General features: G+C 45.4%; 23 protein-coding genes and 3 tRNA genes. 15 read left to right on the forward strand and 11 right to left on the reverse strand.

All coding sequences use genetic code 11. From position 1 onward, the window contains the following. Positions 1-285: 285 nt before the first annotated feature. Positions 286-2,127 (reverse strand): MFS transporter, encoded by a 1,842-nt coding sequence (locus BQ7489_RS08410; protein ID WP_072530659.1) that lies wholly within the window; start codon positions 2,125-2,127, stop codon positions 286-288. 140 nt (positions 2,128-2,267) lie between these two features. Between BQ7489_RS08410 and BQ7489_RS08415 the strand changes: the two genes are divergently transcribed. Further along, entirely contained in the window at positions 2,268-3,167 is a 900-nt protein-coding gene (locus BQ7489_RS08415; protein ID WP_072530660.1) for a helix-turn-helix domain-containing protein, read from the forward strand. A 56-nt stretch (positions 3,168-3,223) separates the two neighbouring features. Here BQ7489_RS08415 and BQ7489_RS08420 read toward each other — a convergent pair whose 3' ends face one another. From BQ7489_RS08420 to BQ7489_RS08435, 4 genes are all read right to left on the reverse strand, one after another. Then, positions 3,224-4,441, reverse strand: a complete 1,218-nt coding sequence (locus tag BQ7489_RS08420; RefSeq protein ID WP_072530661.1) for a transposase — start codon at positions 4,439-4,441, stop codon at positions 3,224-3,226. 348 nt (positions 4,442-4,789) lie between these two features. Further along, positions 4,790-5,356: a 6-carboxytetrahydropterin synthase gene (locus BQ7489_RS08425; RefSeq protein ID WP_072530662.1), complete on the reverse strand. Its 567-nt coding sequence runs from the start codon at positions 5,354-5,356 to the stop codon at positions 4,790-4,792. A gap of 5 nt (positions 5,357-5,361) precedes the next feature. Beyond that, the gene (locus BQ7489_RS08430; protein WP_239496931.1) at positions 5,362-5,781 is read right to left on the reverse strand and encodes a Fur family transcriptional regulator; all 420 of its coding nucleotides are present in this window, start codon (positions 5,779-5,781) and stop codon (positions 5,362-5,364) included. A 123-nt stretch (positions 5,782-5,904) separates the two neighbouring features. Continuing rightward, a complete protein-coding gene (locus BQ7489_RS08435; protein WP_072530663.1) occupies positions 5,905-7,047 on the reverse strand; it encodes an iron-containing alcohol dehydrogenase in 1,143 nt (380 codons plus the stop codon). 242 nt (positions 7,048-7,289) lie between these two features. Here BQ7489_RS08435 and BQ7489_RS08440 point away from each other — a divergent pair, with 242 nt between their 5' ends. The 5 genes from BQ7489_RS08440 to BQ7489_RS08460 all read left to right on the forward strand — a co-directional run bounded on the left by BQ7489_RS08440 (position 7,290) and on the right by BQ7489_RS08460 (position 11,624). Beyond that, positions 7,290-7,985 (forward strand): hemerythrin domain-containing protein, encoded by a 696-nt coding sequence (locus BQ7489_RS08440; RefSeq protein WP_072530664.1) that lies wholly within the window; start codon positions 7,290-7,292, stop codon positions 7,983-7,985. 1 nt (position 7,986) lies between these two features. After that, the gene (locus BQ7489_RS08445) at positions 7,987-8,595 is read left to right on the forward strand and encodes a response regulator transcription factor (RefSeq protein WP_072530665.1); all 609 of its coding nucleotides are present in this window, start codon (positions 7,987-7,989) and stop codon (positions 8,593-8,595) included. 293 nt (positions 8,596-8,888) lie between these two features. After that, the gene (locus tag BQ7489_RS08450) at positions 8,889-9,629 is read left to right on the forward strand and encodes a (Fe-S)-binding protein (protein WP_072530666.1); all 741 of its coding nucleotides are present in this window, start codon (positions 8,889-8,891) and stop codon (positions 9,627-9,629) included. Continuing rightward, entirely contained in the window at positions 9,626-10,993 is a 1,368-nt protein-coding gene (locus BQ7489_RS08455) for a lactate utilization protein B (protein WP_072530667.1), read from the forward strand. Before BQ7489_RS08450 ends, BQ7489_RS08455 begins: the two co-directional genes overlap by 4 nt. A 16-nt stretch (positions 10,994-11,009) precedes the next feature. After that, entirely contained in the window at positions 11,010-11,624 is a 615-nt protein-coding gene (locus BQ7489_RS08460) for a LutC/YkgG family protein (protein WP_072530668.1), read from the forward strand. A gap of 90 nt (positions 11,625-11,714) precedes the next feature. On the opposite strand, the gene BQ7489_RS08465 is transcribed toward BQ7489_RS08460, so the two are convergent. From BQ7489_RS08465 to pflB, 3 genes are all read right to left on the reverse strand, one after another. Further along, a complete protein-coding gene (locus tag BQ7489_RS08465; RefSeq protein WP_394334078.1) occupies positions 11,715-12,416 on the reverse strand; it encodes a hypothetical protein in 702 nt (233 codons plus the stop codon). Between the two features lie 182 nt (positions 12,417-12,598). After that, complete coding sequence (gene pflA / locus BQ7489_RS08470) at positions 12,599-13,327, reverse strand: pyruvate formate-lyase-activating protein (RefSeq protein WP_072530670.1); 729 nt, start codon at positions 13,325-13,327, stop codon at positions 12,599-12,601. A gap of 95 nt (positions 13,328-13,422) precedes the next feature. Further along, on the reverse strand, positions 13,423-15,645 hold the full coding sequence (pflB, locus tag BQ7489_RS08475; RefSeq protein WP_072530671.1) for a formate C-acetyltransferase: 2,223 nt from the start codon (positions 15,643-15,645) through the stop codon (positions 13,423-13,425). A 334-nt stretch (positions 15,646-15,979) separates the two neighbouring features. Here pflB and BQ7489_RS08480 point away from each other — a divergent pair. The 4 genes from BQ7489_RS08480 (at position 15,980) to BQ7489_RS08495 (ending at position 17,727) form a co-directional block, all read left to right on the forward strand. Next, positions 15,980-16,066, forward strand: a tRNA-Ser gene (locus BQ7489_RS08480). A gap of 26 nt (positions 16,067-16,092) precedes the next feature. Continuing rightward, positions 16,093-16,165: transfer RNA gene (locus BQ7489_RS08485), tRNA-Glu, on the forward strand. A gap of 5 nt (positions 16,166-16,170) precedes the next feature. Continuing rightward, a tRNA-Ser gene (locus BQ7489_RS08490) sits at positions 16,171-16,257 on the forward strand. A 102-nt stretch (positions 16,258-16,359) separates the two neighbouring features. Next, the gene (locus tag BQ7489_RS08495; RefSeq protein WP_072530672.1) at positions 16,360-17,727 is read left to right on the forward strand and encodes an MATE family efflux transporter; all 1,368 of its coding nucleotides are present in this window, start codon (positions 16,360-16,362) and stop codon (positions 17,725-17,727) included. Between the two features lie 92 nt (positions 17,728-17,819). Here BQ7489_RS08495 and BQ7489_RS08500 read toward each other — a convergent pair whose 3' ends face one another. Beyond that, a complete protein-coding gene (locus tag BQ7489_RS08500; protein ID WP_162617758.1) occupies positions 17,820-18,314 on the reverse strand; it encodes a hypothetical protein in 495 nt (164 codons plus the stop codon). A gap of 226 nt (positions 18,315-18,540) precedes the next feature. On the opposite strand from BQ7489_RS08500, the gene BQ7489_RS08505 reads away from it, so the two are divergent. The 3 genes from BQ7489_RS08505 (at position 18,541) to BQ7489_RS08515 (ending at position 20,439) form a co-directional block, all read left to right on the forward strand. Then, a complete protein-coding gene (locus BQ7489_RS08505) occupies positions 18,541-19,014 on the forward strand; it encodes a DUF456 domain-containing protein (protein WP_072532084.1) in 474 nt (157 codons plus the stop codon). A gap of 67 nt (positions 19,015-19,081) precedes the next feature. Beyond that, positions 19,082-19,411 (forward strand): L-rhamnose mutarotase, encoded by a 330-nt coding sequence (locus BQ7489_RS08510; RefSeq protein ID WP_072530674.1) that lies wholly within the window; start codon positions 19,082-19,084, stop codon positions 19,409-19,411. 47 nt (positions 19,412-19,458) lie between these two features. Beyond that, positions 19,459-20,439 (forward strand): alpha/beta hydrolase, encoded by a 981-nt coding sequence (locus tag BQ7489_RS08515; RefSeq protein ID WP_072532085.1) that lies wholly within the window; start codon positions 19,459-19,461, stop codon positions 20,437-20,439. 83 nt (positions 20,440-20,522) lie between these two features. On the opposite strand, the gene BQ7489_RS08520 is transcribed toward BQ7489_RS08515, so the two are convergent. Together BQ7489_RS08520 and BQ7489_RS08525 are read right to left on the reverse strand one after the other, a co-directional pair. Further along, positions 20,523-21,047, reverse strand: coding sequence for an O-acetyl-ADP-ribose deacetylase (locus BQ7489_RS08520; protein WP_072530675.1), 525 nt, complete (start codon positions 21,045-21,047; stop codon positions 20,523-20,525). 2 nt (positions 21,048-21,049) lie between these two features. Continuing rightward, entirely contained in the window at positions 21,050-22,198 is a 1,149-nt protein-coding gene (locus tag BQ7489_RS08525; protein WP_072530676.1) for an aldose epimerase family protein, read from the reverse strand. Between the two features lie 135 nt (positions 22,199-22,333). On the opposite strand from BQ7489_RS08525, the gene BQ7489_RS08530 reads away from it, so the two are divergent. Continuing rightward, on the forward strand, positions 22,334-23,497 hold the full coding sequence (locus tag BQ7489_RS08530; RefSeq protein ID WP_072530677.1) for an IS4 family transposase: 1,164 nt from the start codon (positions 22,334-22,336) through the stop codon (positions 23,495-23,497). A gap of 120 nt (positions 23,498-23,617) precedes the next feature. Then, positions 23,618-26,068 (forward strand): alpha/beta hydrolase family protein, encoded by a 2,451-nt coding sequence (locus BQ7489_RS08535; RefSeq protein WP_072530678.1) that lies wholly within the window; start codon positions 23,618-23,620, stop codon positions 26,066-26,068. Positions 26,069-26,076: the final 8 nt, after the last annotated feature.

Raw genomic sequence — 26,076 nt, forward strand, 5'->3', positions numbered from 1 at the left:
GATGATTGCTCGGCGGCATAACGGGATTTGCTGTCATAAAACCGCCATACAGGGATATTGAGCTCCTCTAATCTTGACTTATAAGTCACTTTGTGCTCTTTGCAGTAGTTCATTATCTCTACTACTTCTTCTCGTGTCATCATAACTTTGCTTTTTGGACGTAAAGTTAATGATGGAAGTTGGAGACAAAAATACGTGGTTTACCGAATGCTTACTATTATCAAACAAATTGTCGATGTCACAGTTGAGAAATAAGGTAATTTTTGACGGATTTGAGGATGTAAATTATCCGTGCGGCAGTGCTTTTTTCTGTATTATCTCGATTAAGATTTTTACGGTTTTATTGATTCCGTAAAGATCTGAATTAATAGTGATGTCGTAGTTCGTTGCATCCTTCCATTGAGTATGCGTAAAATGTTCACAATGGGCAGCGCGTTCATTGTTGATTCGTTTCACTTTTTCCAAAGCCTCATCCATGCTTAACTTATCGCGTACCGATACCCTTGCTGCCTCACTTTCCTTTGAAGCATAAACGAAGATACGGATAACGTTCGTACGGTCTTTCAGTATTCTATTGGCCAAACGGCCGATGATGACACACGAGCTTTTTTGTGCAAAACGGTTAATTATCCGACAATCCAAATCAAACAATTGTTCTGCGATAGAGGCGTTGCCGGGAAGCGAATAAGCATACCAGGCATACAACCGGTAGAGTTCCGTTGGCGAGATTCGCTGTTCCTCGTCTGAAACGAGCGAAGAACTGAGGTTACTTTCGGATACGATTTTTTCGATGATCTGCTGGTCGTAGCAGGGGATGTCAAGCTGTGCGGCAATCTGTTTCCCAATTTCCCGTCCGCCGCATCCATATTCCCGGGCGATGGTTATTACAAGCCCAGAGGATGTAGGCTGTGCAGATTTGGATGTGGCAAGAGGTACACTGTGTGATGTACGTTTCAGTTTCCGTCCTGTCGTTATCAGGTACAGGCCTGCGCATATAAACTGGATGACGGCAAGTGCGATATAAAGGCCACTGAAACCGATTGAGGGGATGAAGAGTCCCATCAATGACGGACCGAATCCGACACCCAGGTCCATGAAGGTGAAAAAGGTAGAGGTGCCTACGCCCATTCGGTTTTGGGGTGAAACCATGATGGCTATAGCCTGTGCGCACGACATGTAGGTTCCAAATCCCAAACCCATACACGCAGCGACAAGCAGAAGTTCCCATCCGGTTGACGTTACGCTGAGCAACAGTAACCCAAGACCGAAAATGACAAATGCCGGATACATCACCACATTGGCTCCCCGTTTGTCGAACAGTCTTCCTGTGAAAGGACGGCTTATCAGTGTAAACGCAGCATAGACGATGAAGAAATATTTTCCGGATTCAGTCAGTCCGATTTCCTTTTCATAAGATGAAACAAAACCGAGAATACCGGCAAAGCCCAGGCTGACCAACAGGGTGATAATGGCAATAGGTACGGCTTTCGGTTCTATGAATTTCGACAGCCAGCCTTCGGAATCGTTTCGGCCTGTTTCGTCGTTCTTGTCGGCGGGTAGTTCGGGAACTGAGATGTAGCGGATGCATACGAGGGATAAAACGAGCAGCAGGGTACTTATTATCAGGTCGGTAAAAAGGCAGCCGTTATAAAAGGCACCTCCGGCATACGGACCTATGGCTGTGGCCAGGGTGACGAACATCGCATAATAGCTGGTTCCTTCACCGCGTCGGGCAGCCGGTACCATATGTGCCATTATTGCGCCGGTGGTTGTTGAACCGATGCCGAAGCCGATACCTTGTATTATTCTTACCGTTGAAAGCAGCCAGATGTTCGAAATGAAGAAATTAAGGATAAGGCCGAGAATAAAAATTGCCAACCCTAAATAGGCCGACCGTTTCAATCCGATTCGCTCGATTTGTCCGCCCATGAAAATTCTTGCCAACAGTGCGCCGACAATGAAGGAACCGGTGGCGAATCCGGCCATGCTCAATGTTGCCCCAAGTCTGCTGACTGCATAATCGGTCATGATGACCATCAGCATATAGTATGACACGTTGAGGATGAAACATGTCATGTTGTTCAATATGTAGCTTCTTGTCCAAAGCTTGTTATACTCATTGCTCATATTTCAAATTTCCTTTCTTAAAACGGATGCAAAGTTACGGCAGTTTCAATTCACCACTATATCGATAAAATGTACAAAACAGATAAAATAGCGAACTACTGTATGGAATATGAGAGGAAAAAGGTTACTTTTACAGACAAATGGCGAACGATACTATATTTTCTACTCCTGCCCGAATGATTGCCAATGGAGAACTTGTCTCCTTGATGGGCAATGAAGTGGCGACAAGCCGACGTTTCAGTTTTGAAGGTGACGGAACCGTAGGTTTTGAAGCCTATGTGTTTGTGCTTGTGGAAAGCGGTGAAGCGGAAGTGGAGATTAATTATATTCCTTTCAAGCTGAAACAAAATTCCATACTGATGCTCAAGCCTTATATGGTAGTCACCGCTTTCAGGGCCGGATCCTTATTTCATGCACGGTATTTGTTTCTTGACAGGGCATTTTTCGCCTCCATTCCGGAAAGCATACAATTCCACGCTTTGCAGAACAAAGTGGTGAACTCGACCGGAGTGCCTGAAATAAGACTGGATGGTACTGAATTTAACGAGGTGTCCACCATCTTCCACTCGATATGCGAATTTGTCCCCCATCATCCGTCGGCCAAGCCGATGATGCTCGCCCAGTTGTCGTATATGCTGTTGATTGTTACAGAGGCTATGCGGAAGAATCTGGAAATGATGACGCTGACGGCCAGTCACAAGGATGTCCTGTTCCAGAACTTTCTCCAGCAGCTATGCCTTCATTATGCTGAACGGCACGACATTGGCTTTTATGCCCAAAGCTTGCGGGTGTCTGTCCGCTATCTTCAAAAGGTGGTAAAGGATATTACCGGGCGGACGGTTTATTCCTATATCAGTGAACGCTTGAGGATACACGCCCGTCGGTTGCTGGCCAGTTCTGATATGACCATCGAGCAGATAGCCTTTGCCCTGCATTTTTCCAGTCCGTCGGCCTTTGGCAAGTTTTTCAGGATGAACTGCGGCATGTCGCCCAAGCAGTTCAGGGAGCGGGCAAAAGGAAAGCCCAAGGATGATATGTGAAAAGATATAGTTCGTTCCGAGCAATACATCAATAGTTCGTTAAAAATTAGCCCAGCCTAAGCGGCTCTGGCAGTAAATAAAATGAGTTCTTTGAAAAGTTTGTCAATTAATTGCGTGTTTGGTTCAATCCCAGACACGCAAATAAATCGTTCAAGCATGTAAGCATTGTGTATGACTGACTTGCATGATGATATGGAATATTTTATTCCCATCTTCTTACAGGCAGCCTTGGCGAGGTTTATAGCTGCAAGTGATGCATTAAAGTGGAATGCCAGTTTCCTGAAGTCTGTAGACTGATAGTTTGTTATTCCGGCATGTTGCTTGGCATCCCGAAAGCAGAATTCGAGTTGGAAACGTGTTCTGTAAAAGTCCAGGACATCCTGTGCGTTCTGTATTTCGTTTGTAGAGAAATACAGCTGCCATTTGTCCGTTCTTCCATCCATGGGGTACCATACAGCCAGGCTCACAAAGCGTTTGAGTGCTTTGGAGTATGCTTTCAGTCCGTAAAGTTTACCCTTGTTTACTTTGTATTCGGTACATCTTGTAATGTCCAGATTTTCAAAATCAATCTTTCCGTCATACAATTTTGGATGTCCGCGTTTTCCTGTCCTATTTTCTAAGGTGGGATAAAACAATACGGCATCATTTCTGAAGCGGCTTATAACATGGAATCCGTTCTCACACAATGGTTTGATGAAAGTTGCCTTTGAAAAGAACGCATCACATACGACAGTGCCAGAAATACGTTTCAGATGTTCCTGTATGCTGATAAGGTAAGAACTGTACCAGTCCACAAGATTCTTCCCGCAGCTTTCCAACGTTGTGTTGTCAGGTGTCTGTACAGAGCCCAAAGTCATACATTCATGGTTGTCAACGTCTATAACTCCAATACCGGTTATTTCCAGTCCACGTTTGTATTCACCGGCACAACCGGACCAGAAATAGCCAATCCACGGCGTTTTGCTGCCTGATTTTGGAATGAAAGACGGATCAACGGCTATCGCCTTGCGACCATCTTTAAGGTGTTCCCTGATGATGGCTTCATTGAAGGAAAACCAGTCAAAGCCGTCGTTCTCAAAATTGTTGCGGTATGTCTGTTCCGAGAAACATCCATACCGTCCCATTTGCAGGAAATTGATGCGGTCAGGTATAGCCATGAATAATTTCATTGCATCCATGAATACTTTCTGAAAAGATTTGCTTATATTTACAGCTGATTCGAGAGCGTTTCTGCACTCGGATTGGTATTGCATAAGGAGTGATTCTTTAGTCATAATTAAAAGTGGTGAAGTACTTCTAATTTACTAAAAATCAGTGAATTATGCAATACTTTTCTGTTAATTTTCAGCTGTTTAGCATATCTTTTTCATCCCTTTTCTTACTCCTTGACGATTTATTCTTGACAGTATTTCAATGATCTCTTGAATATAATTTTGAACCGGATTATGCCGATTCTATGTTTAATTTTAATTTATCGGTAAAAATTTACCGAAGTATTGATACATATAATAAGTAATGATTGATGCCTGTCAAAAATAATTAGGGTGGAAAAGATCTGTTCTTTCCACCCCAGCAGTTTATCAGATTATTCAGCTCGTTTTAAATGACAGTTTATGTGCCGGTCATTTTTTACGATAGCCGCATTTCGGGCATACCCCTTCCTCGTTCAGCGCCACGCCGCACAGAGGGCAGCGGTCGATGTTGTTTTTGGTGACAAATTCGGCCGAGCCGGCATTTACACCGCTGGTAAAGGTAATTTTGGCAATGTTCAGCTTGTCTTTCAGCAACTCGTAAACAATCTTGATCATGCCTTCTACCGTCATGGTTTCTTTTGTAACCACCAGGCGGGCATCGGGGTAGGCGGTAGCCAGCTCTGTCTTGAAGGCTTCTCCTTTCATCTTGTTCTGGGGATGTCCGTTCTTGATGCCTTGCTTCTCATATACGTCGAGTATGGCAGGCAGCAGAGGGTCGTCTTCACGGAGAACAAGGGCATGATCGAAGTTCTTCAGCACATCCCATGCCACTTTCTGGATTTCATTACACGGGTAAACCATGTTTACACCTTTTTCAATGGTATCTTCCACCTCTATGGTCAGTGTGCCTGTATGGCCGTGAAGATACTGTGCTTCGCCCTGGAAACCATAAAACCGATGTGCGTACTGCAAATCGAAAGTTGTGATACTTCTCATTCTTCTTACTTTTTAGAGTTTGACATTGGGTTGTTTATTGTTATCTGCACCTGTACCTTGTCTATGTCTACCGATGCAAAATCATGTTCCTTCAAGTATTTCCTTATCAATTCGGTAAGGCCTGAATCCATATAGTCTGAAATCTGTTTTCCTTCGAACACATGGTGGTGTTCTGCCACCGTTATGTCATAATAACATTTCTCGGTGTCCGGATGAAAAACGAGCGACAACAGGTTGGCCTTACAGAATGAGTCGAGTATCCGGTAAATGGTGGATACTGTGATTCCGCCGTCTTTGGATTGCACGTGATTTATTATGTCTTCCACTGTTGCATGGCGCAGTTCCATCATTGCTTCATACACGGCCTTGCGTTGAGGCGTGATTTTTAATCCGGCATTTTTGATATTGTCTGTAGTTTCCATCATTCTTTTGTTTGCATCGTAAAGATATTGCAAATAATTTGTAAATGCAAATAATTCGCAATAACAAAATAAAAAAGATGTATCATTTAATGAAATTCCCAGATGTGCACGGTGAGTATGGCAGTATTACATTACATGCAACAGGATTTCGCGGGCTACACTTCCTGTAACCAGTCCGTCTTCGCCGTAGTGTACGTTACGTTCATTGAACCTGCGTTCGATTTCGTCGATAACCTCTATGCCGATGTTTTCTTCGCTCAACCGGGTGGTAAGGCCCAGGGAGCGGAAAAATGCTTCGGTCTTGCGGATGGTTTCGTCTATACGCATTTCGTCCGTGCCCGATACCACGCCGAAAATCCGTTCGCCAAACTGCAGCAGTTTGGCCTTTTTTTGTTGGCGCAATACATACATGGTACCGGGCATGACAATGGCCAGGGTGTGTCCATGTGTCAGTCCGCAGAGGGCTGTGAGTTCATGGCCGATCATGTGGGTAGACCAGTCTTCTGTTACTCCCATGGCGATAAATCCGTTCAGTGCCATAGTGGCCGACATCATGAAGTCTGCCATCAGCTGGTAATCGGTATGGTTTTCCTTGATGAGGGGGGCTATTTCGACGATGGTGTGCAGCAGTCCTTCGGCCCAGCGGTCCATGACCCGTGATTCGCCGGTTTTCGTCAGGTATTGTTCCAGTACATGGACGAAGGTGTCGGCCAGTCCGCACGCTATCTGATGGGGTGGAAGTGAGAAGGTTACTTCGGGATCAAGTATGGAGAATAAAGGGAAATCGGCGAAGAAGCTCAGTTTTTCCTTGGTTTCACGGCGTGAGATCACAGCTCCGTTGTTCATTTCCGAGCCGGTTGCAGGCAGGGTGAGTACGGTGGCCATCGGTACGGTCTTTCCGGATGAACCTTTTACAACCAGATCCCAGGCATCGCCTTCATACAGCAGACCGGCCGAAATCAGTTTTGTGCCGTCAATGACGGAACCTCCTCCCACAGCCAGCAGGAAGTCTACCTTTTCCTTCTTGCCGAGTTCAATGGCCTTGCGCAGGGTTTCGATGGCCGGATTCGGCTCTATTCCCCAAAACTCGATAGTGTCATGATTGGCCAGGGCTTTCTTTACCTGTTCATAGACACCGTTTTTCTTTACGCTTCCTCCACCGAAGGTGATCATTATCTTTTTGTCGGCCGGTATTTCTTTTTCCAGTTCGGAAATCATGCCTTTCCCCATAATCAGTCTGGTGGGGTTATGGAAAATAAAGTTATGCATACTTTCTTGATTTTAGTTCCTTGTTATCTATACTCTTTTTGTTTATATTCTGCAGACAAATGTAATGATTCTGTGTCATATTTTCCGGGACGGGAGATTAAAAAAGTTGGAGGGAAAACTTCTTTCCACTATCTTTGTTATATAAGGGAGCAGTTCTGAATATACCTATAAATAGGTATTGTGTGCTTTCTGTAAAACAAGTTAATTTGCCGCTGAAAACAATTATGAGTACGATTATAGCTATGTGTGGGACCAAGACATATAAGCCTACCGACAAGATGAGCGACCTTATCTGTGAGAACTATGCGCTGCTGCAGGTGTTGAGCCGTTTCGGAGTTCCTTTGGGATTCGGCGACAAGTCGGTCCGTGAAGTGTGTGAGATGAACGGTGTGGACTGTACCACTTTCCTTGCCGTGGTGAATTTCCTGACGGAAGACAGTAACCGTATACAGGATCATGTGACCGCACTGTCGGTTCCGGCCCTGATGAGCTATTTGCAGCAGGCCCATTCCTATTTCCTTGATTTTCAGTTGCCTGCCATACGGAAGAAGCTGATAGAAGCGATAGACTGCTCTACCCGTAACGAGGTGGCGTTTCTGATTCTCCAGTTCTATGACGATTATGTGGCCGAAGTGCGCAAGCATATGGAGTATGAGAATGAAAAGGTCTTTACCTATGTGGCCGATCTGCTTGAAGGGAAGAAATCGGGTGAGTATAATATCGGTGTGTTTGCACGTCATCACGATAAGGTGAACGCCAAGCTTACCGAACTGAAGAATATCATTATCAAATATTATCCGGCCAACGGCGACAACCAGCTGCTGAACGCGACATTGTTCGATATATTCAGCTGTGAGGAGGACCTGGCTTCGCATAACCGGGTAGAAGATTACCTGTTTGTACCTGCCATAATGGAACTGGAAAAAGGCATAAAGTAAGATGAAACAGCAGAATGTTATATTGATAGCTGTCGCCGAGACCTCTACGATAGTGAGGAGCGGATTGGTGACGGTGCTGAAACGTATGCCCGACCTGAATATTCAGACCGTGGAAGTCACTTCAAAGGAGGGGCTCCAGCACTGCGTGGAGTCGCATGTACCCGATGTGCTGATTGTCAATCCTCAGTTTGAAGGATGGTTTGACGTGGACGCTTTCAAGGCTCAGTATCCGCATGAAGAGATGAAGATTGTTTCGCTGATATGCAGTTTTGTGGACTCCAGTCAACTGAAAGGCTATGATGAAAGTGTGAATCTTTTTGATGATGTGGAGTCGTTGGAAAAGAAACTTTCACAACTGATGAATCTCGGTGAAGAGGAAGACAGCGAGCTTGATGCTCTCAGCCAGCGTGAAAAGGAAATTATCGGCTGTGTGGTACGGGGGATGACCAACAAGGAAATAGCAGAGAAACTCTTCATTTCCGTGCATACAGTCATTACGCACCGGCGTAACATTACGCGCAAGCTGCAGATACACTCGGCGGCCGGACTTACTATCTATGCGATAGTCAACAAGTTGGTTGAACTAGGAGAAGTGAAGATGAAACTGTAACTGTAACATAAACCTTGCTATTTAGAATATATCTAAAATACCGACATTTAGGTATTGCGGGTGCAGACTGGAACCCGTATCTTTGCAGTGTTAGTCATATGAAATTACGTAAACCACAAAAGTTAGTTATTAGTTGGCGCACCCTTCGAAGAGATTCGCGGGGTGTACGCGCTTTATAGAGGTAGTGGTATGCGGGAAGTTTGTATTAAAAAATACTATTTTTGGAGCTTTTTTTCTTTTATTCACCAATTAATTCTACTTTTGCCGCCATTAAGACTAAATAAAGGACAAACATGAAGGTAGGATTGTTTATTCCCTGTTATATCAACGCTGTATATCCTCAGGTGGGAGTAGCTTCTTATAAACTCCTCAAGAGCTTGGGAGTGGATGTTGATTATCCGGTAGACCAGACTTGTTGTGGCCAGCCGATGGCGAATGCAGGGTTTGAAAATGAGTCAAAGGAATTGGCGAAACGCTTTGACCGTCTTTTTGAGAAATATGATTATATAGTAGGCCCTTCGGCCAGTTGTGTTGTTTTTGTACGTGACAATTACGGCAATCTGCTGAAAGAAGAGAAGCACCGCTGTGCCAGTGAAGGGAAAATTTATGACATCTGTGAATTTATCCATGATGTAGTCAAGCCTACTTCCTTGCAGGCTTCTTTCCCTCATAAGGTAAGTATCCAGAACAGTTGTCACGGAGTCCGGCTGATGCATCTTTCCGCTCCGAGCGAACTGAATATTCCTTATTATAACAAACTGCGTGACCTGCTTTCTCTGGTAAAGGATATTGAGGTAGTTGAGCCCGAACGCCCGGACGAATGTTGCGGGTTCGGAGGTATGTTCGCCGTAGAAGAACATGATGTTTCCGGACAGATGGGGCGTGATAAGGTAAAGCGTCACATGGATACCGGTGCCGAATATATTGTAGGAGCCGACAGTTCCTGCCTGATGCATCAGAGCGGTATCATCGCACGCGAAAAACTTCCAATAAAAACTATTCATATCGTTGAAATTCTAGCTGCAGGCTTATGAGTACAAAACATTCCATAGCTGCCGGAAAGTTTCTGGAGAATAAGGAACAGGCAGCCTGGCACGACCAGACACTGTGGATGGTACGTGCCAAGCGTGACAAGATGAGTAAAGAAGTTCCCGAATGGGAAAAACTCCGTGATATGGCTTGTGCCATCAAGATGTACAGCAACAGCCATCTGGACCAGTTGCTGCAGGAGTTTGAGAAAAATGCAGTAGCCAACGGGGCTCATGTGTATTGGGCGAAAGACGCTGCCGAGTATTGTTCTATTGTACATAATATCCTTCAGAATCACCGGGTGAAGCATTTCATCAAAAGCAAATCCATGCTTGCCGAAGAATGTGGACTGAATGAATACCTGGAAGAGAAAGGGATAGAGGTAGTGGAAAGTGATTTGGGTGAACGTATCCTGCAGCTGATGCATCTGCATCCGAGCCATATCGTCATGCCTGCCATCCACATCAAGAAGGAACAGATAGGAGAGCTGTTCGTGAAGGAAATGGGTACCGAGCCGGGTAACAATGACCAGACTTATCTGACGCACGCAGCCCGTAAGAATCTGCGTAACAAGTTCATACAGGCCGAAGCTGCCATGACGGGTGCAAACTTTGCCGTAGCCTCTACCGGCGAATGTGTAGTATGTACCAACGAAGGAAATGCCGATATGGGTACATCGCAGCCAAAACTCCAGATTACGGCTTTCGGTATGGAGAAAATTGTGCCCGACCGTGACGCACTGGGGGTATTTACCCGTTTGTTGGCACGTTCAGGTACAGGACAGCCTATCACGACCTATACGTCGCATTACCGTAAGCCCCGTCACGGAGGTGAACTCCATATCATTATCGTAGACAACGGACGTAGCAAGATTCTGGCCGATGCCGAGCATATCAAGACGTTGAACTGCCTGCGTTGCGGTGCCTGCATGAATACCTGCCCTGTGTACCGTCGGAGCGGAGGCTATTCATATACCTATTTTATACCGGGACCTATCGGAATCAACTTGGGTATGCTGAAGGCTCCGTTGCATTATTATGACAATGTATCGGCCTGTTCACTCTGTCATTCATGCCAGAACGTGTGTCCGGCCAAAGTGGATCTGGCCGACCAGATTTACCGTTGGCGCCAGCGCCTGAAAGATTATGGAGTAGCCAGTCCGAGCAAGAAACACATGTCGGGCGGCATGAAGTTCCTGATGGAACATCCGGGGCTGTTCAATTTCGCATTGGAGTGTGCGCCTATAGCCAATAACCTGCCTCACTTTATGGTGTATAACGGACTGAATGAATGGGGTAAGGAGCATGATATGCCGCAGTTCGCGAAGGAAAGCTTTAATGATATGTGGAAGAAAAACAAAGTGAAGTAATTATGAAGTAATGATTATGAGCAGCAGAGAAGATATATTACAAAGTATCCGCCGGAATACAGGGGTAAGATATGAAAAGCCGGATTATACGTCGCTCGAACAGGAGGCTCTGACCTATAGTGACAAGCTGGAACAGTTCGGGAAAATTATGGAGATGATGGGCGGACGCGCTATTGTCCTCAAAGACGGAGAAGACGTGAATGATGTGATCCGCAAACAGTATCCTGATGCCAGACGTATAGCTACCTGTATAGATTCGATGACTTGCGGCGGGAAGAAGTATGAGATAACTTGTGCGACCTTCCATCCGGATGATGTGGAAAAACCGGGTGACTTGGATGGTACCGACCTGGCCATACTGCATGGCAGGGTAGGGGTCTGTGAAAACGGAGCCGTATGGATACAGCAGGATGTGGAACAGCGTGCCGTCTATTTCATATCGGAAGCTCTGGTTATTCTGCTTGACCGGAACAATCTGGTGAATAATATGCACGAGGCATACAAGAAGATAGATACGGGCGATTTCGGTTATGGCGTATTCATTTCCGGACCTTCCAAGACTGCCGATATCGAGCAGGCCTTAGTTATGGGGGCTCACGGTGCGTGCGATGTGACGGTTATCGTGTTATAAGAATATACAAATCAAAATAAAGACCGGTACCGGTTGGGATTTTTTCCCCGCCGGTACCGGTCTTTTTATGCTTTTTACATAGTTACTGTATCAGATGATACGGCCGCTTAGACGGAACTTCAGTACCGGATAGAGGGTCAGCTTGTCGATGATATCGGAAAAATCATTGTCGGCTTCTTCCATCAGGTTGCCCAGATCACCGTTGTCGGAATATACTTTAGGAGTCTTGTGAAACTGTACACCCAGTTCGAACATGAAGTTCACTCTTTTTTTCGGTACTATACGGCCGAATCCCAGACCCAGATACGGACGGAAAGCCGCTACTTTCAAGCCTCCGGAGATGTTACCGTTCTTGTCGACAGGAATCGTATAGTCGCCTATTTCGATGCCATATTCACCTCCCTGTGCTATAAGTTCCTGCAGTTCGTCACTGTGGCCGGTAATCTGCACCAGCTTGTCACCGCCGAAATAGGCACCTGCTGCAACGAAGAAGCCGGCTGATTTGAACGGATAGACGTTCAGCAAGACATTGCCGGATGTTCTTTTCAGTGTACCTTCTACGTTTACGTTTCCATTATAGGGTTCTCCGTTTGATTCGGCGCTGACGTCTACATTGGTATTCATGGAGAAATTCGGCATGAAGTCAACCCCGGCTCTCAATGCCAGATAATTGCCTATGGGAGTCGCTACATCGAAACCGATACCGGTGGTACCTACGTTTACACCTACGGCTACCGAGTTGAAATACCCGTAATTGTGTTCTTCCTGTGCATGCAGTTTGCTGCTACCCATTGCGACTAACAGCAGCAAACAACTGAAAATAACTTTTTTCATAATCTTCTCAATTTAAATAGATAATGCAAATTTATTGTTTTTTGCCTTGTACTCAATTCTAATCTGACCGGTATTAGAGCTATGCTGTCGTATATGCCGGCTATCATTTCATTTTTAGTTACTAAGCTGTATGGAATTTATCAGTTCACATAAACGTTCCTGAAGAATCTGGAGAATATTTCTTTTGCTTCCTCCAGCTGTTCGGGAGTGTTCAGTTTCACGTCCTTCAGCTTATATTCCATATTCATCGCTTCGTATTTATGTACGCCCAATGTGTGGTAAGGAAGAATTTCTACGCGTTCTATCATCTTATAATCCTTGAAATGTGTGCCGAGCGCTTCGATGTCCTCTTTGAAGAAACTGTATCCTTGTACCAGAACATAGCGGAGCCAGAACGGTTTGCCATGTTCTTCCAGCCATGCGGCTGTTTTCAGTGTCTGTCCGTTGCTGCGCATAGTCAACACTTTATGGCGTTCATCGTTGAATTCCTTGATGTCGAGCAGTACCAGGTCTGTCAGTGAGAACAATTCTTCCACGTCCTTGTTCCAGATGCCCCCGTTCGAGTCTACACAGATATGTATTCCCGCTTCTTTGAGCTGCCTGAAGAGTGGAATCAGGTTTCTGGCCTGGAATGTAGGTTCACCGCCGCTGAAGGTAATCCCTCCCTTTTTTCCGAAGAAAGGTTTTTGGCTTACTGCCATCCGGAGGATCTCTTCCGGTGCGGTTTCCTTGCTTTCTCCCTTGGCATCGATGGTATCCGGATTGGCGCAGTACAGGCAACGGAAATTACATCCCTGAAGGAACACCACCAGACGGATACCTGGTCCGTCGTATGTTCCTAAAGATTCATATGAATGGACTCTTATCATTGTTGTAGAAGTGAATGTAAAATATAAATGCCATCCGGAGGATACTGGAACAGGCCTCCGGATGACAAAATAGGATGAAAGAATATATTTGAAAATTACATGCGCTCGTGGAAGCTGCGTGAAATGACTTCAAGCTGGTGTTCACGGCTCAGCTTGATGAAATTCACGGCATATCCTGAAACACGGATGGTGAGCTGCGGATATTTTTCCGGATGTTCCATTGCGTCTTCCAGCATTTCACGGTTCAGTACGTTGACGTTGAGGTGATGTGCACCTTTCACGAAATATCCGTCCATCATGGTAACCAGGTTCTCGATACGGTTTTCCATATCTACACCCAAGGATTTCGGAACGATGGAGAATGTATTGCTGATACCATCTTGTGAATCGCGGTAGCGCAGTTTGGCTACGGAACTCAATGATGCAATGGCTCCGTTCTTGTCACGTCCGTGCATCGGGTTTGCTCCGGGAGCGAAAGGAACACCTTTGGCACGTCCGTCGGGAGTGGCGCCGGTCTTTTTTCCGTACATCACGTTCGAAGTGATGGTCAGGATGGAAAGTGTCGGTTTTGCGTTCTTGTAGACTGGCAGTTTCTTCAACTCTTCGTCGAAATAGTAGATCAGGTCTACTGCCAGATGGTCTACACGGTCATCATCATTTCCGAAGCAAGGATATTCTCCTTCAATGTCAAAGCCTTCGGTCAGTCCGATGTCGTTACGTCTGGCTGTTACCTTGGCATATTTGATGGCGGAAAGAGAATCGACGGCAATCGACATACCTGCTACACCATAGGCCAGGTTAATGGCCGGATCTGTGTCGACGAAAGCCATCTGGGCCTTTTCGTAGTAATACTTGTCGTGCATGTAGTGGATGATGTTCATCGCTTCATTGTATACACGGGCCATTTCCTTCAGCACTTTCTTATAATTGGCCAGTACTTCCTCGAAATTCAGCACGTCACTGTTCAATACCGGGATATCCTTTACCATAACGGTTCCTGTATTTTCACAGCGTCCGCCGTTGATGGCCAGAAGCAACGCTTTGGCAAGGTTACAGCGGGCCCCGAAGAACTGGATATGGCGGCCTATGTCCTGATAGGATACACAGCAGGCTATTCCGTAATCGTCTGAGTTGCGGACTTCACGCATCAGGTCGTCATTTTCATACTGGATGGAAGATGTATCGATAGAAACCTGTGCGCAGAAGTTCTTGAAGCCTTCAGGCAGCTGAGGGCTCCACAATACGGTAAGGTTCGGCTCGGGTGAAGGACCCAGGTTGTACAGTGTCTGCAGGAAACGGAATGATGTCTTGGTCACTTTGGTACGTCCGTCATTGAAGCGTCCGCCGATAGATTCGGTCACCCATGTAGGGTCGCCTGCAAAGATATCTGTATAGGCCTGCATACGCAGATGACGGACCATACGCAGCTTGATTACGAACTGGTCAATAAGTTCCTGTGCGTGTGCTTCATCCAGACCGTTGTGGGCCATATCGTATTCAATGTAGATGTCGAGGAACGAAGATACGTTACCTAATGACATGGCTGCACCGTCCTGTTCCTTGACGGCAGCCAGGTAAGCCATGTATACCCATTGTACCGCTTCCTGTGCACTGGTAGCCGGATGACTCAGGTCCAATCCGTACTGTTCACCCATGATCTTGATTTCTTTCAGAGCCTTAATCTGTTCGGCCACCTCTTCACGCAAGCGGATACGGGCGTCCGTCATCGGGCCTGTGAGGTGACGCAGGTCATTCTGTTTTGCTTCAATCAGACGGTCAATACCATAAAGCGCCAAACGACGGTAGTCGCCTATGATACGGCCGCGTGCATAATTGTCTGGCAGTCCGGTAAGGAATCCCAAAGAACGGTATGATCTGATTTCTTCGGTGTATGCGTCGAATACGCCGTCATTATGAGTTTTCCGGTAATGGGTGAATATGTCTTTGACTTTCGGGTCGACTTCAACTCCGTTTTCACGGCATGCTTTTTCTACCACCTTGATGCCTCCGAAAGGTTTGATGGCACGGCGAAGGAGCTCATCGGTCTGTAAACCGACAATGACTTCGTTTTCCTTGTCTATATATCCGGGAGCAAAAGAAGTGATGGTAGATACTGTAGAAGGATCCAGTGAGCGTACACCGTTATTTGCGCGTTCTTCTGCCAAGGCTTCCAGACATTTGTTCCAGATAGCTTTTGTACGTTCGGTAGGTCCTACCAGAAAAGATGCATCGCCTTCATAGGGAGAAATGTTCAGTTTTACGAAATCGGTAACGTTGATTTCATGGTTCCAACGACCTTCTTTGAAATTCATTGCCATAATAAAATAAAAAATTAGTGTGAATTGATAGTTTAGTTTTAAACCGTGCGCAAAGATACGGAATGCTGGAATTCTATACAAGGGTTATTATTAATAATATTGTTAAATTGTAATGATTACAATAGACGTAGGCCTGTATTAGATTTTTCCGGCATGATTTCTTGATCTGCCGATAGCCTAAAAATATTTGTCTTAATAAGTTTAATATCAGAATACTATTTCCAAGCATGCTGTAGCGTGGTGAAAAAAGTATTGTAAAAGTTTGCACAAGTCAAAAACTCCCTCTATATTTGCACCGCGTTTGAGAGAAAACGTCTCCTGAAACAGGTATTTTGGAAGTTTGGGTGAGTGGCTGAAACCAGCAGTTTGCTAAACTGCCGTACGGGTTACCGTACCGGGGGTTCGAATCCCCCAGCTTCCGCATGTTTCCATGGAGAACAGGAATATGGCGCTTTCGTCTAGTGGCCTAGGACGCGGCCCTCTCACGGCTGAAACACGGGTTCGATTCCCGTATGCGCTACTTCCGGAAGTTTGGGTGAGTGGCTGAAACCAGCAGTTTGCTAAACTGCCGTACGGGTTACCGTACCGGGGGTTCGAATCCCCCAGCTTCCGCAACAATTTAATAATTTAGAAGAAAAGAAACAGAAAAGTCCCGTAAAATTAATGTTTTACGGGACTTTTCTGTTTAGCTGACTTTCATAAATCCATGGTGAAATGAACAATCGCTACGAAGAGAGATTAAGTACGGACAGGATGCTGCCTCTTGTCTTCAAAATGGCGTTGCCTGCTGTTGCCGCACAGTTTGTCAATCTGCTATACAATATTGTTGACCGTATCTACATCGGACATATCCCCGGAATAGGCACGGATGCATTGGCCGGAGTAGGTGTCACGACTTCGATAGTGATATTGATATCTGCATTTTCGTCAATAGTAGGGGCAGGAGGTGCACCGCTTGCAGCCACGGCACTCGGACAAAGCGACCGCGAACGTGCAGGTAAGATTCTTGGTAACGGTTTCATTCTGTTGATATTCTTTACGCTCTTTACTTCTGCTGTGGCATATCTGTTTATGGAACCTATACTGCTTCTTATCGGTGCATCAGAGAATACCCTGCAATACGCAGTTGACTATCTGTCTGTATATCTGCTTGGTACACTGTTCGTCGAGATATCGACAGGGCTGAATACATTTATCAATGCACAGGGGCGTCCTGCCATAGCCATGTGGTCTGTAGTGATAGGAGCCTTGCTCAATATAGTCCTGGACCCGCTTTTCATTTTTGTTTTCGATATGGGAGTCAAAGGTGCAGCGGTAGCCACAGTATTATCACAGGCCTGCAGTGCCATATGGATAGTACATTTCCTGATTTCGGACAAAGCCTCATTGCGGTTGGAAAAACGTTATCTGAAACTGCACCGCAATATCGTATCCGCAATAGTGGCACTTGGAATATCGCCGTTTATTATGGCGAGTACGGAGAGTCTGGTAGGATTCGTTCTCAACGGCAGTTTGAAACATTTCGGTGACATATACGTCAGTGCACTTGCCATCATGCAGAGCGCCATGCAGTTCGCCAGTGTACCGCTTACGGGTTTTGCGCAGGGTTTCATACCGATAGTGAGTTACAATTACGGGCACCGTGACAATGCCCGTGTGAAGGAGTGTTTCCGCATCGTGGTCATATTCATGTTTTCGTTCAACATGCTGCTTATGCTCTTCATGATACTGTTTCCTGATATAATAGCTTCTGCATTCACCAGCGACAGACATCTGACTGATACCGTTGATGAAATGATGCCACTCTTTCTGGCAGGAATGACAATCTTCGGACTGCAGAGAGCATGTCAGAATATGTTCGTGGCATTGGGGCAGGCCAAAATATCCATATTCATTGCATTGCTGCGCAAAGTGATTCTGCTTGTTCCGCTTGCTCTGATTTTACCGCGCTTTATGGGCGTGGAAGGTATATTTGCTGCTGAGGCTATATCCGATGCCACAGCTGCTATATGCTGTACATTGCTGTTCGTCTATTTCTTCCCCCACATATTGAAACAGAATGGTTTTGTCAGGAAAAATTAAATAGCTGGATCTTGATACGATTCCTATTTTTGGGGCAGGACTTGTGTATGGTTTTAAGAAGAAAAGAGGGTGCATCAACACCCTCTTTTTGATTATTTACGGCTAGGTTTCATTTTCAGCCATTTTTCATATTGTTCATCAGAAAGGATCTTTTTCATCTGTTTCTGTTCTTTCTCAATCCTTTCCTGCATCGGAGATTTTTCTCCATCTTTCATTTTGGGGCCACCAGGTCTACCGTCTCCAGCCTCCATGTCCGGTCTTCCACCACGTGGGGGTCTGTTCCCGTCTTGAGGCGGCATCGGAGGTCTATTCCCATTCTTCGGATTGTTGCGTGAAGACATTTCCTCTACAATTTCCTTCTGTTGTTTCAGATAAAACTTGTATACTTTCTTGTATTGTTTATCCGAAAGATCAAGTGTCTTCTTCATTTCTGTGGCGATACGTTCCGCATCCTTTTCCGGATTGGGCAGCTCATGTCTTGCCACACGTTTTTCTTGCTGCTGTGTTGCATTGTACGCATTGGCAGTGGCCGATAATGTCAGACAAATTCCCAGGCATAGGAATGCATTTCTCATTACATGTTTCATATAAATCTGAGTTAATTGGTTGATTATGCCATAAAGCTAACCGGTGTAATTGAAAAATGAAAAGAATATCGACCAATGCGGCTAATTTGTCGACTTTTTCATTATTCTATAAAAAGATAGTATCTTTATAGCGGTTTTTTCCATCGGCTTTGGTGTTGCGGTGTCGGATTATAATAAGGAAGACAAGTATGCAATGGGTGTCCGGGATGGAATTAATGGTTTATATATGGAAATCATTCTGATTATTTTAGGTATTATTTGCCTGGTGGTAGGTTTGTTGGGATGCGTACTCCCCATGCTGCCTGGACCACCTGTCGCTTATGCGGCCATGCTTCTGCTACATTTTACTGAACGTGTGCAATTCTCTACAGCACAACTTCTGATCTGGCTGGCGATTGTCATTGTAGTCCAAGTGCTTGATTACTTTATCCCTCTTATAGGAAGCCGGTATGCCGGAGGTTCCAGATGGGGAAGCTGGGGATGTCTGGTAGGGACGGTTATCGGTCTGTTCTTTTCCCCGTGGGGGATTATTATAGGACCGTTCCTAGGTGCTGTAATCGGAGAACTTTTAGGTGACAAGGATTTGAAATACGCCTTGAAATCGGGACTGGGATCGTTGCTCGGATTTCTGTTCGGAATTTTCATTAAACTGGCCGTATGCGGATATTTCATCTGGGAATTCTTTACCGCCCTTATATGAAGTTATAATGAAGAGGATGTAGACAGGTTTTAGCCATTGTATTGATAACTTTAAAATTTAGAGGATTATGAAAAGATATTGTCAGACGCTGGAACTATATGATGATCCGGAACTGATAGCTGCTTATGTAGAGGAACATAAACACGTATGGGAAGAAGTCAAGGCCGGTATCCGTGAGGTAGGTATTCTGGATATGCAGATTTATATCTATGGAACACATCTGTTCATGATAGCCGATACGGTAGATGACTTTGACTGGGAGAAAGATAACGGGCGGTTGGCTACATTGCCCCGGCAGGCGGAATGGGAAGCCCATATGGCAAAATACCAGAAGGCTTTGCCGGGACAGGCGTCTCATGAAAAATGGAAATTGATGGAACAGATCTTCAAGTTGTGATGATGGAAGATATTTGTTTTTGGAAAAAATATAAACCTATTAGAATTATGAGGAAAAGTATTTGGATTATGGCTGTCCTGTTGGCTGGAAACGCCTTCGGACTGTCGGCAGCGTCAGAAAAGTCTGGTGAAAACAGGCAGGAGAGTATGAAAGTGGAAATTTCGGAAGGACAGATTGATGTGATAAGTGGAGTAATCTATTCGCAAATTCTTTCAACCCGAAGTAACCGGCCTTTGAAGATGACTCTTCTGGTTCCACGTACCAAGACTCCGAAGCCGGCTATTGTATATTTTCCTGGAGGAGGTTTTACTTCTGCCGATTATGAAAAATTCATCGAGATGCGTATGGCACTGGCAAAAGCGGGTTTTGTAGTGGCAGCGGCGGAATATAGGACGGTTCCCGACAAGTTTCCGGCACTGGTTGTAGACGGTAAAGCGGCTGTGCGTTACCTGAGGGCACATGCATCCCAATTAGGAATTGATCCCGGTCGTATCGGAGTGATTGGGGATTCGGCTGGCGGTTATCTGTCACAGATGGTAGGAACGACCAATGGTGAAAAAGAATTTGACAAGGGAGACTACCTGGACCAGTCGTCTGACGTGCAGGCTGCCGTTACGATATACGGTATCAGTAACTTGTTGAATATAGGCGAAGGGTATTCCGAACGTATACAACAGGTACATGCTTCGCCTGCCGTTACGGAAGCGTTGCTGGTACACGGTGCGGCTTTCGCCGATTTTCCTGGTGCTAGCATCCTGTCGGATCCGGAAAAGGCTTTGTCGGCCAGTCCGCTTAGTCATGTGAAGGAACATATGCCTCCGTTTCTGATCATGCACGGTGATAACGATAAACTTGTATCGCCGGTACAGAGTGAACAATTGTTCAAGGCGCTGACTGAAAAGGGGAATGATGCAACGTATATAGTTGTGGAAGGTGCCGGACATGGTGACTTGTACTGGTTCCAGCAGCCGGTAATTGAGAAAGTTGTCAGCTGGTTCCAGGACACTTTCCAATATCATACAAAATGACAGTTTTTCCTGACAGAGTGATACGTTTGCCGTTGTAGCGGCTTCATGTATATTACTCTGTCAGGTTTCACTTACTTTGCTTCCTACTGCCGTGAAGCAAGAAGCTTCCTGTAGATTTCTGCATCTGCTTCGGAAAAACAGCAGAGGATGACGTCACCTTTATAATCTCCGCTGTCCAGATGTCTGGATATCGTGTCCAAAGCAATACGGGCAGCTTCTTTCTTGGGATAATTGTAAACTCCCGTGCTGATACACGGAAAAGCAATGCTCTTCAGGTTGTAAGACTCCGCTAATTTCATAGCGGTATCGTAGCAGGAGGCCAACAGTTCCGGTTCATTGTATTTCCCTCCATGCCATACCGGTCCGACGGTATGGATCACCTTTTTGCAAGGTAATCTGTAGGCTTCGGTAATTTTACTTTCTCCCGTCTTGCATCCGCCGAGTTTTCTACATTCTTCAAGCAGTTCCCTGCCTGCAGCCCTGTGTATCGCTCCGTCTACACCTCCACCTCCGAGCAGTGTATTATTTGCTGCGTTTACGATGGCATCTACCTGCAACCTGGTAATGTCGGCTACGGTTATCTGTATGTGGTTGTTCTTTTCTTGCATGGTTATATTGTTTTTTCGATAATGAACTTGAACATGGTGTGGCTCTTGAAGGTTTCACCCGGACGGAGAGCTGTGGACGGGAACTGTGGATTGTTCGGGCTGTCCTGGAAATGGCAGGTCTCGAAGCATACGGCGGCACGGAACGGATAATAGATTCCGTCCTTTCCTTTTACTTTACCCTTCAGTCCGTTTCCGGTGTAGATATGGATACCAGGTTCTGTGGTGTATACCTCCATTTTGCGTCCGCTTTCTTTGTCGTATACCCACATGGCGGGTTTACTGTCATCGCCCGGGTGGTTGAGTACCCATGCATGGTCATATCCGTTGGTGACTTTTAGTTGCCCGTAGTTGTCGTTTATATGCTCACCTATAGAATGGGGTGTCTTGAAGTTCAGTGGTGTGGATTCGACCGGCCACATCTCTCCGGTTACACATTTGTTCTTATCGTATGGTGTGAAGTAATCGCCGTCTACCCACATGATCTGGTCCTCAACGCTTTTGTTCAGGTTGCCCGAAATGTTGAAGAAGGAATGGTTACAGAGGTTCAGAACCGTTGGCTTGTCGGTTACCGCTTCAAACTGCAGGTCGAGTGCATTGTCGTCTGTAATGGTGTAGGTAAGTGTGATATCAAGGTTTCCCGGGAATCCGTTTTCACCGTCGGGGGAAACATAGTTCAGGGTAATGGAGGATGGTGTGGTATGTTTCACTTTCCACATACGGGCTCCGAAGTTGGGGTTTCCTCCGTGAGCTGTATGTCCCAGACTGTGATTGGCCTGGAGTTGATATTCTGTTCCGTCAAGGGTGTAACGGGCACCCAGGATCCGTCCGATATACCGGCCTACGATAGCCCCGTAATTCTGCGACTGGCTGGTGTATTCTCCAATGGTGGGGAAACCGCAGACGACATCCTGTAGCCTGCCGTTTTTATCGGGGACCATCAGTGAAACTATACGTGCTCCATAATTGGTTATGCAGGCTTCCATGCCGTTCTTGTTGGCTATTTTGTAAAGGTTTGTCTTTTTGCCTTCCACCTTTTGCCGGAAGTCTCTACGGTCGAGTCCTGAAGAAGTGGTGAAGCGGTTGCTGGAGCAGGAAATCATGAGGGCGGCCAAGCCTATTCCTATGAGCGGATATAGTTTTCTGTAGATCATAATAATAAATAATTGGTCATTAGTGTCCACTAAAAAATCATAGAAGTTCCTTGAAATTATTGAAATTCAATTTGTTATAGGGGATTTTGGAGAGAACGGATTTGAATTTACTTTTGTGGTAATTTTCAGACCGTTATGCATAAAGACCCATATATTTTTGCCCAATTAGTTAAGTTCCTTGACCGAAGTAAATTCAATCGTATCGTTACAAAGTATGAAGGCGATAAATATATCAAAAGCTATACCTGTTGGAATCAACTACTTACGATGATGTTCGGTCAGCTATCTAATCGAGAGAGTCTCAGAGATTTGATTGTGGCTATGGAAGCTCATGCTGGAAAACTTTACCATCTAGGAATCGGGAAGTCTGTAACTCGGAGCAATCTTAGTAAGGCTAATGAGCAACGTAACTACCGCATCTTCGAAGAATACGCAACATTCATGATTGCCGAGGCTCGCAAGCGTAGAATCAATAAAATATTCGAACTTGACGGTCATGTTTATGCATTTGACTCTACAACGATTGATCTGTGCCTGTCAGTGTTTGAGTGGGCTAAATTTCGCAAACATAAAGGCGGAATAAAGTTGCATACGCTCTACGATGTTGAGGCGGAAGTACCTGCATTTGTGCATATTACATCTGCCAATATTCACGATTCAAAGGCTATGTCTGAGATTCCATACGAATCAGGAGCGCATTACATATTCGACCGAGGGTATAACGATTTCAGCAACCTTAATACAATAAATCGTATAGGCGCTTTCTTCGTTGTACGAGCCAAAACAAATGTACGGATCAAGCCTAAAACCTGGAAACGAAGATTGCCGGAAGGTGTAGTTTCGGATGTAATCGGATGCTTTACGGTTTATAAAAGTTCTAAGGAGTACCCCGAAGAACTTAAAAAACTCATCGTTGAGAATCCTGAAGACGGTACACGATACATCTTTCTGACGAATAATCTTAATGCATCTGCGGAGTTAATATCATCGCTTTATCGAAACAGATGGAGTGTTGAACTGTTCTTCAAATGGATAAAACAACACCTCAGAATTAAGAAGTTTTGGGGAACATCGGAAAACGCTGTACGCATACAAATCTATTGTGCGATAATCACTTACTGCCTAGTAGCAATAGTCCAACACGATATGAAATTAGAACGCAGCATCTATGAAGTTCTCCAAATTCTCGGAATTTCTCTAACTGACAAAACACATCTCAGTGACTTGTTTGACAAATCGAATTTCAAAAATGTCAAAGACCGATATGATTCAAGTGAATCGAATTTATTTAATTTTTAACCTTGTCCATTTTTAGTGGACAGTAGTGATAATTGGTAATAGATTATAGATTCTTTACAAAGGTAGTTTTTTTATTGGATTTTGTATCTTTGTATCGATGAAATCTAGATATATCGCAAAATGAAAAAGGAATTGTTGATGTTATGTTCTTTATGCTGGGGAATGTTGCTCCATGCCGGACATACGGATGTTACGCTGTTCAAGTATATGGGGCCGTATCCTGTCCAGAAGCCTTTTGAGGTGGACAGTGTGAATGTTGATTCAAAGGAATGGTCGGAGGAAGATTTGCTGAAGACACCGTTGTCGTGGACGGGGATTGACAGGGCTGCAGAAATCTCGGCCGGGTCATTGCCTGTTTCCGGTGGAGGATATGCCCTGCATCTGATAAGCTTTACTTTGGAAAACCACCGTTACGGGAAGGTGAAGCTGTCGGTAGACAGTGTCAAGTCTTATCAGGTTTATGTGGACGGGGAGTTGAAGGAGAATCTGGATCTGAGCCTTGAACCGGGAACTCATCCGGTTGTGGTCAAGTTTCTTTCTGTACCCGGACGTCCGGAACACCCGAAAGTAAGTCTGGAAAGTGATAGGGATGAAGTGTTTAGTATCCGTAAGGACGGTAAACGTATGTATACTCTGACCGATGTATTGAATGGTAAGCGTTTTTCGGGTGTGGAAGTTTCGGCCGACGGGAAATACTTGATATCGGCATATACAACGACTTTTACGGGAGGAAAAACGGTTGCTTCATCACGTGTAACGGAGTTGTCAACCGGGAAAATAGTGGCCGAACGTGCGGAAACCTTGCATTGGATGCCACGTTCCTGCAAATATTACTATACCCGTAAAGGCATTGCCGGCAATGAACTGGTAGTCGTCAGTCCGTTGGATGGTACTGAAGAAGTTATTGTAAGGGATTTGCCGGACGGACGTTTTGAATTTGCCCCGACCGAGGATTATCTGCTTTTTACAATGGTGCAGGAGGGTCCTAAGGAGAAAAAGGAAATATATGAGATTGTTGAGCCTGATGACCGGCAGCCCGGGTGGAGGAACCGTACTTATCTGGCGAAGCTTGATTTGAAGTCGGGTCTGATACAGCAGCTTACATTCGGTTACCGGAATGTGACTGCAACCGATATATCGGCCGACGGGAAATCGTTGCTGGTTATGGTGACTTCACAGCGTATGGGAGCCCGTCCTACCACGCTGTTCTCTTTGTATAAATTGGATGTAAATTCACTGCATGCCGAGCTGTTGGTAGATAAGGATGGTTTCATTGCAAATGCCTCTTTTTCGCCGGATGCTGAAAAAATCCTGATAACAGGCAGTCCGGAGGCGTTGGGAGGTATCGGTAAGAATGTGCGTGAGGGGCAGACTCCGAGCATGTTCGATTACCAGCTTTTCATGATGAATCTGGATGATAGGAAAGTGACACCGCTTACCTGTGATTTCAATCCGAGTGTACAGCGTGCGGTATGGAGCAGAAGTGATGACCGGATTTATTTTACGGCAGAAAACAGAGACTATTATTCGTTATATCGGATGAATCCGGAAAACGGGAAGATAACCCGGATTGAAGTTCCTGAGGATCTGGTGATGGATTATTCGGTAGCTACCCAGTCGCCGTATATGGCTTTTTATGGTGTGAGCGCTTCGAACTCCCACCGGATGTATACCGTAAACCTGAAGAACAATAAGGTGAGCTTACAGGAAGATTTGAGCAAGGATATACTGGAGAATGTGGAACTGGGCAGATGTGAAGCCTGGAATTTTGTCAATTCAAGGGGAGATACGATTTACGGACGTTATTATCTGCCGCCTCATTTCGATCCGGAAAAGAAATACCCGATGATTGTGAACTATTATGGAGGATGCAGTCCGACCAGTCGTACATTTGAAAGCCGTTATCCGCATCATGCCTATGCTGCTTTGGGGTACGTAGTTTATGTGGTCGAACCGAGCGGAGCTACCGGTTTCGGACAGGAGTTTTCGGCACGTCATGTCAATACCTTCGGAGATTATGTGGCCGATGATATCATAGAAGGGACCAAAAAATTCGTGTTGGAGCATCCGTTCGTGAATGAAAAGAAGATAGGTTGTATAGGTGCTTCCTACGGTGGTTTCATGACCCAGTATCTGCAGACCAAAACGGATATCTTTGCAGCAGCTATTTCACATGCGGGAATCAGTGATCATACCAGCTATTGGGGGGAAGGTTATTGGGGATATTCCTATAGTGAGGTTTCGGCTGCCAACAGTTATCCATGGAAAAACAAGGAACTGTTTGTTGACCATAGCCCGCTGTTCAATGCCGATAAGATCCATACACCGTTATTGTTCCTTCATGGATCTGTAGACCATAATGTGCCGATTGGTGAAAGTATCCAGATGTACACGGCTTTGAAGCTGTTGAACCGGGAGACTGCATTTGTTGTGGTAGAGGGACAGGATCACCATATTGTGGATTACAACAAACGTGTGCAGTGGCAGAATACCATTTTTGCGTGGTTTGCCAAATGGCTGCAGGACGATCCTCAATGGTGGGAGACTCTCTATAAGAAAAAGGCTTTATAAACTTTATG

The organism is Bacteroides ilei, assembly GCF_900128495.1.
Classification (GTDB): domain Bacteria; phylum Bacteroidota; class Bacteroidia; order Bacteroidales; family Bacteroidaceae; genus Phocaeicola; species Phocaeicola ilei.

What these genes read in the sequence shown, in the direction of transcription:
- BQ7489_RS08430 (WP_239496931.1), bottom strand. Translation starts at nt 5,781, where the DNA reads ATGATGGAAACTACAGACAATATCAAAAATGCCGGATTAAAAATCACG.
- BQ7489_RS08440 (WP_072530664.1), top strand. Translation starts at nt 7,290, where the DNA reads ATGTGTGGGACCAAGACATATAAGCCTACCGACAAGATGAGCGACCTT.
- BQ7489_RS08425 (WP_072530662.1), bottom strand. Translation starts at nt 5,356, where the DNA reads ATGAGAAGTATCACAACTTTCGATTTGCAGTACGCACATCGGTTTTAT.
- BQ7489_RS08455 (WP_072530667.1), top strand. Translation starts at nt 9,626, where the DNA reads ATGAGTACAAAACATTCCATAGCTGCCGGAAAGTTTCTGGAGAATAAG.
- BQ7489_RS08465 (WP_394334078.1), bottom strand. Translation starts at nt 12,416, where the DNA reads ATGGGTAGCAGCAAACTGCATGCACAGGAAGAACACAATTACGGGTAT.
- BQ7489_RS08495 (WP_072530672.1), top strand. Translation starts at nt 16,360, where the DNA reads ATGAACAATCGCTACGAAGAGAGATTAAGTACGGACAGGATGCTGCCT.
- BQ7489_RS08410 (WP_072530659.1), bottom strand. Translation starts at nt 2,127, where the DNA reads ATGAGCAATGAGTATAACAAGCTTTGGACAAGAAGCTACATATTGAAC.
- BQ7489_RS08515 (WP_072532085.1), top strand. Translation starts at nt 19,459, where the DNA reads ATGAGGAAAAGTATTTGGATTATGGCTGTCCTGTTGGCTGGAAACGCC.
- BQ7489_RS08415 (WP_072530660.1), top strand. Translation starts at nt 2,268, where the DNA reads ATGGCGAACGATACTATATTTTCTACTCCTGCCCGAATGATTGCCAAT.
- BQ7489_RS08445 (WP_072530665.1), top strand. Translation starts at nt 7,987, where the DNA reads ATGAAACAGCAGAATGTTATATTGATAGCTGTCGCCGAGACCTCTACG.
- BQ7489_RS08505 (WP_072532084.1), top strand. Translation starts at nt 18,541, where the DNA reads ATGGAAATCATTCTGATTATTTTAGGTATTATTTGCCTGGTGGTAGGT.
- BQ7489_RS08460 (WP_072530668.1), top strand. Translation starts at nt 11,010, where the DNA reads ATGAGCAGCAGAGAAGATATATTACAAAGTATCCGCCGGAATACAGGG.
- BQ7489_RS08520 (WP_072530675.1), bottom strand. Translation starts at nt 21,047, where the DNA reads ATGCAAGAAAAGAACAACCACATACAGATAACCGTAGCCGACATTACC.
- BQ7489_RS08530 (WP_072530677.1), top strand. Translation starts at nt 22,334, where the DNA reads ATGCATAAAGACCCATATATTTTTGCCCAATTAGTTAAGTTCCTTGAC.
- BQ7489_RS08510 (WP_072530674.1), top strand. Translation starts at nt 19,082, where the DNA reads ATGAAAAGATATTGTCAGACGCTGGAACTATATGATGATCCGGAACTG.
- BQ7489_RS08500 (WP_162617758.1), bottom strand. Translation starts at nt 18,314, where the DNA reads ATGAAACATGTAATGAGAAATGCATTCCTATGCCTGGGAATTTGTCTG.
- BQ7489_RS08450 (WP_072530666.1), top strand. Translation starts at nt 8,889, where the DNA reads ATGAAGGTAGGATTGTTTATTCCCTGTTATATCAACGCTGTATATCCT.
- pflB (WP_072530671.1), bottom strand. Translation starts at nt 15,645, where the DNA reads ATGGCAATGAATTTCAAAGAAGGTCGTTGGAACCATGAAATCAACGTT.
- BQ7489_RS08525 (WP_072530676.1), bottom strand. Translation starts at nt 22,198, where the DNA reads ATGATCTACAGAAAACTATATCCGCTCATAGGAATAGGCTTGGCCGCC.
- BQ7489_RS08535 (WP_072530678.1), top strand. Translation starts at nt 23,618, where the DNA reads ATGAAAAAGGAATTGTTGATGTTATGTTCTTTATGCTGGGGAATGTTG.
- BQ7489_RS08420 (WP_072530661.1), bottom strand. Translation starts at nt 4,441, where the DNA reads ATGACTAAAGAATCACTCCTTATGCAATACCAATCCGAGTGCAGAAAC.
- BQ7489_RS08435 (WP_072530663.1), bottom strand. Translation starts at nt 7,047, where the DNA reads ATGCATAACTTTATTTTCCATAACCCCACCAGACTGATTATGGGGAAA.
- pflA (WP_072530670.1), bottom strand. Translation starts at nt 13,327, where the DNA reads ATGATAAGAGTCCATTCATATGAATCTTTAGGAACATACGACGGACCA.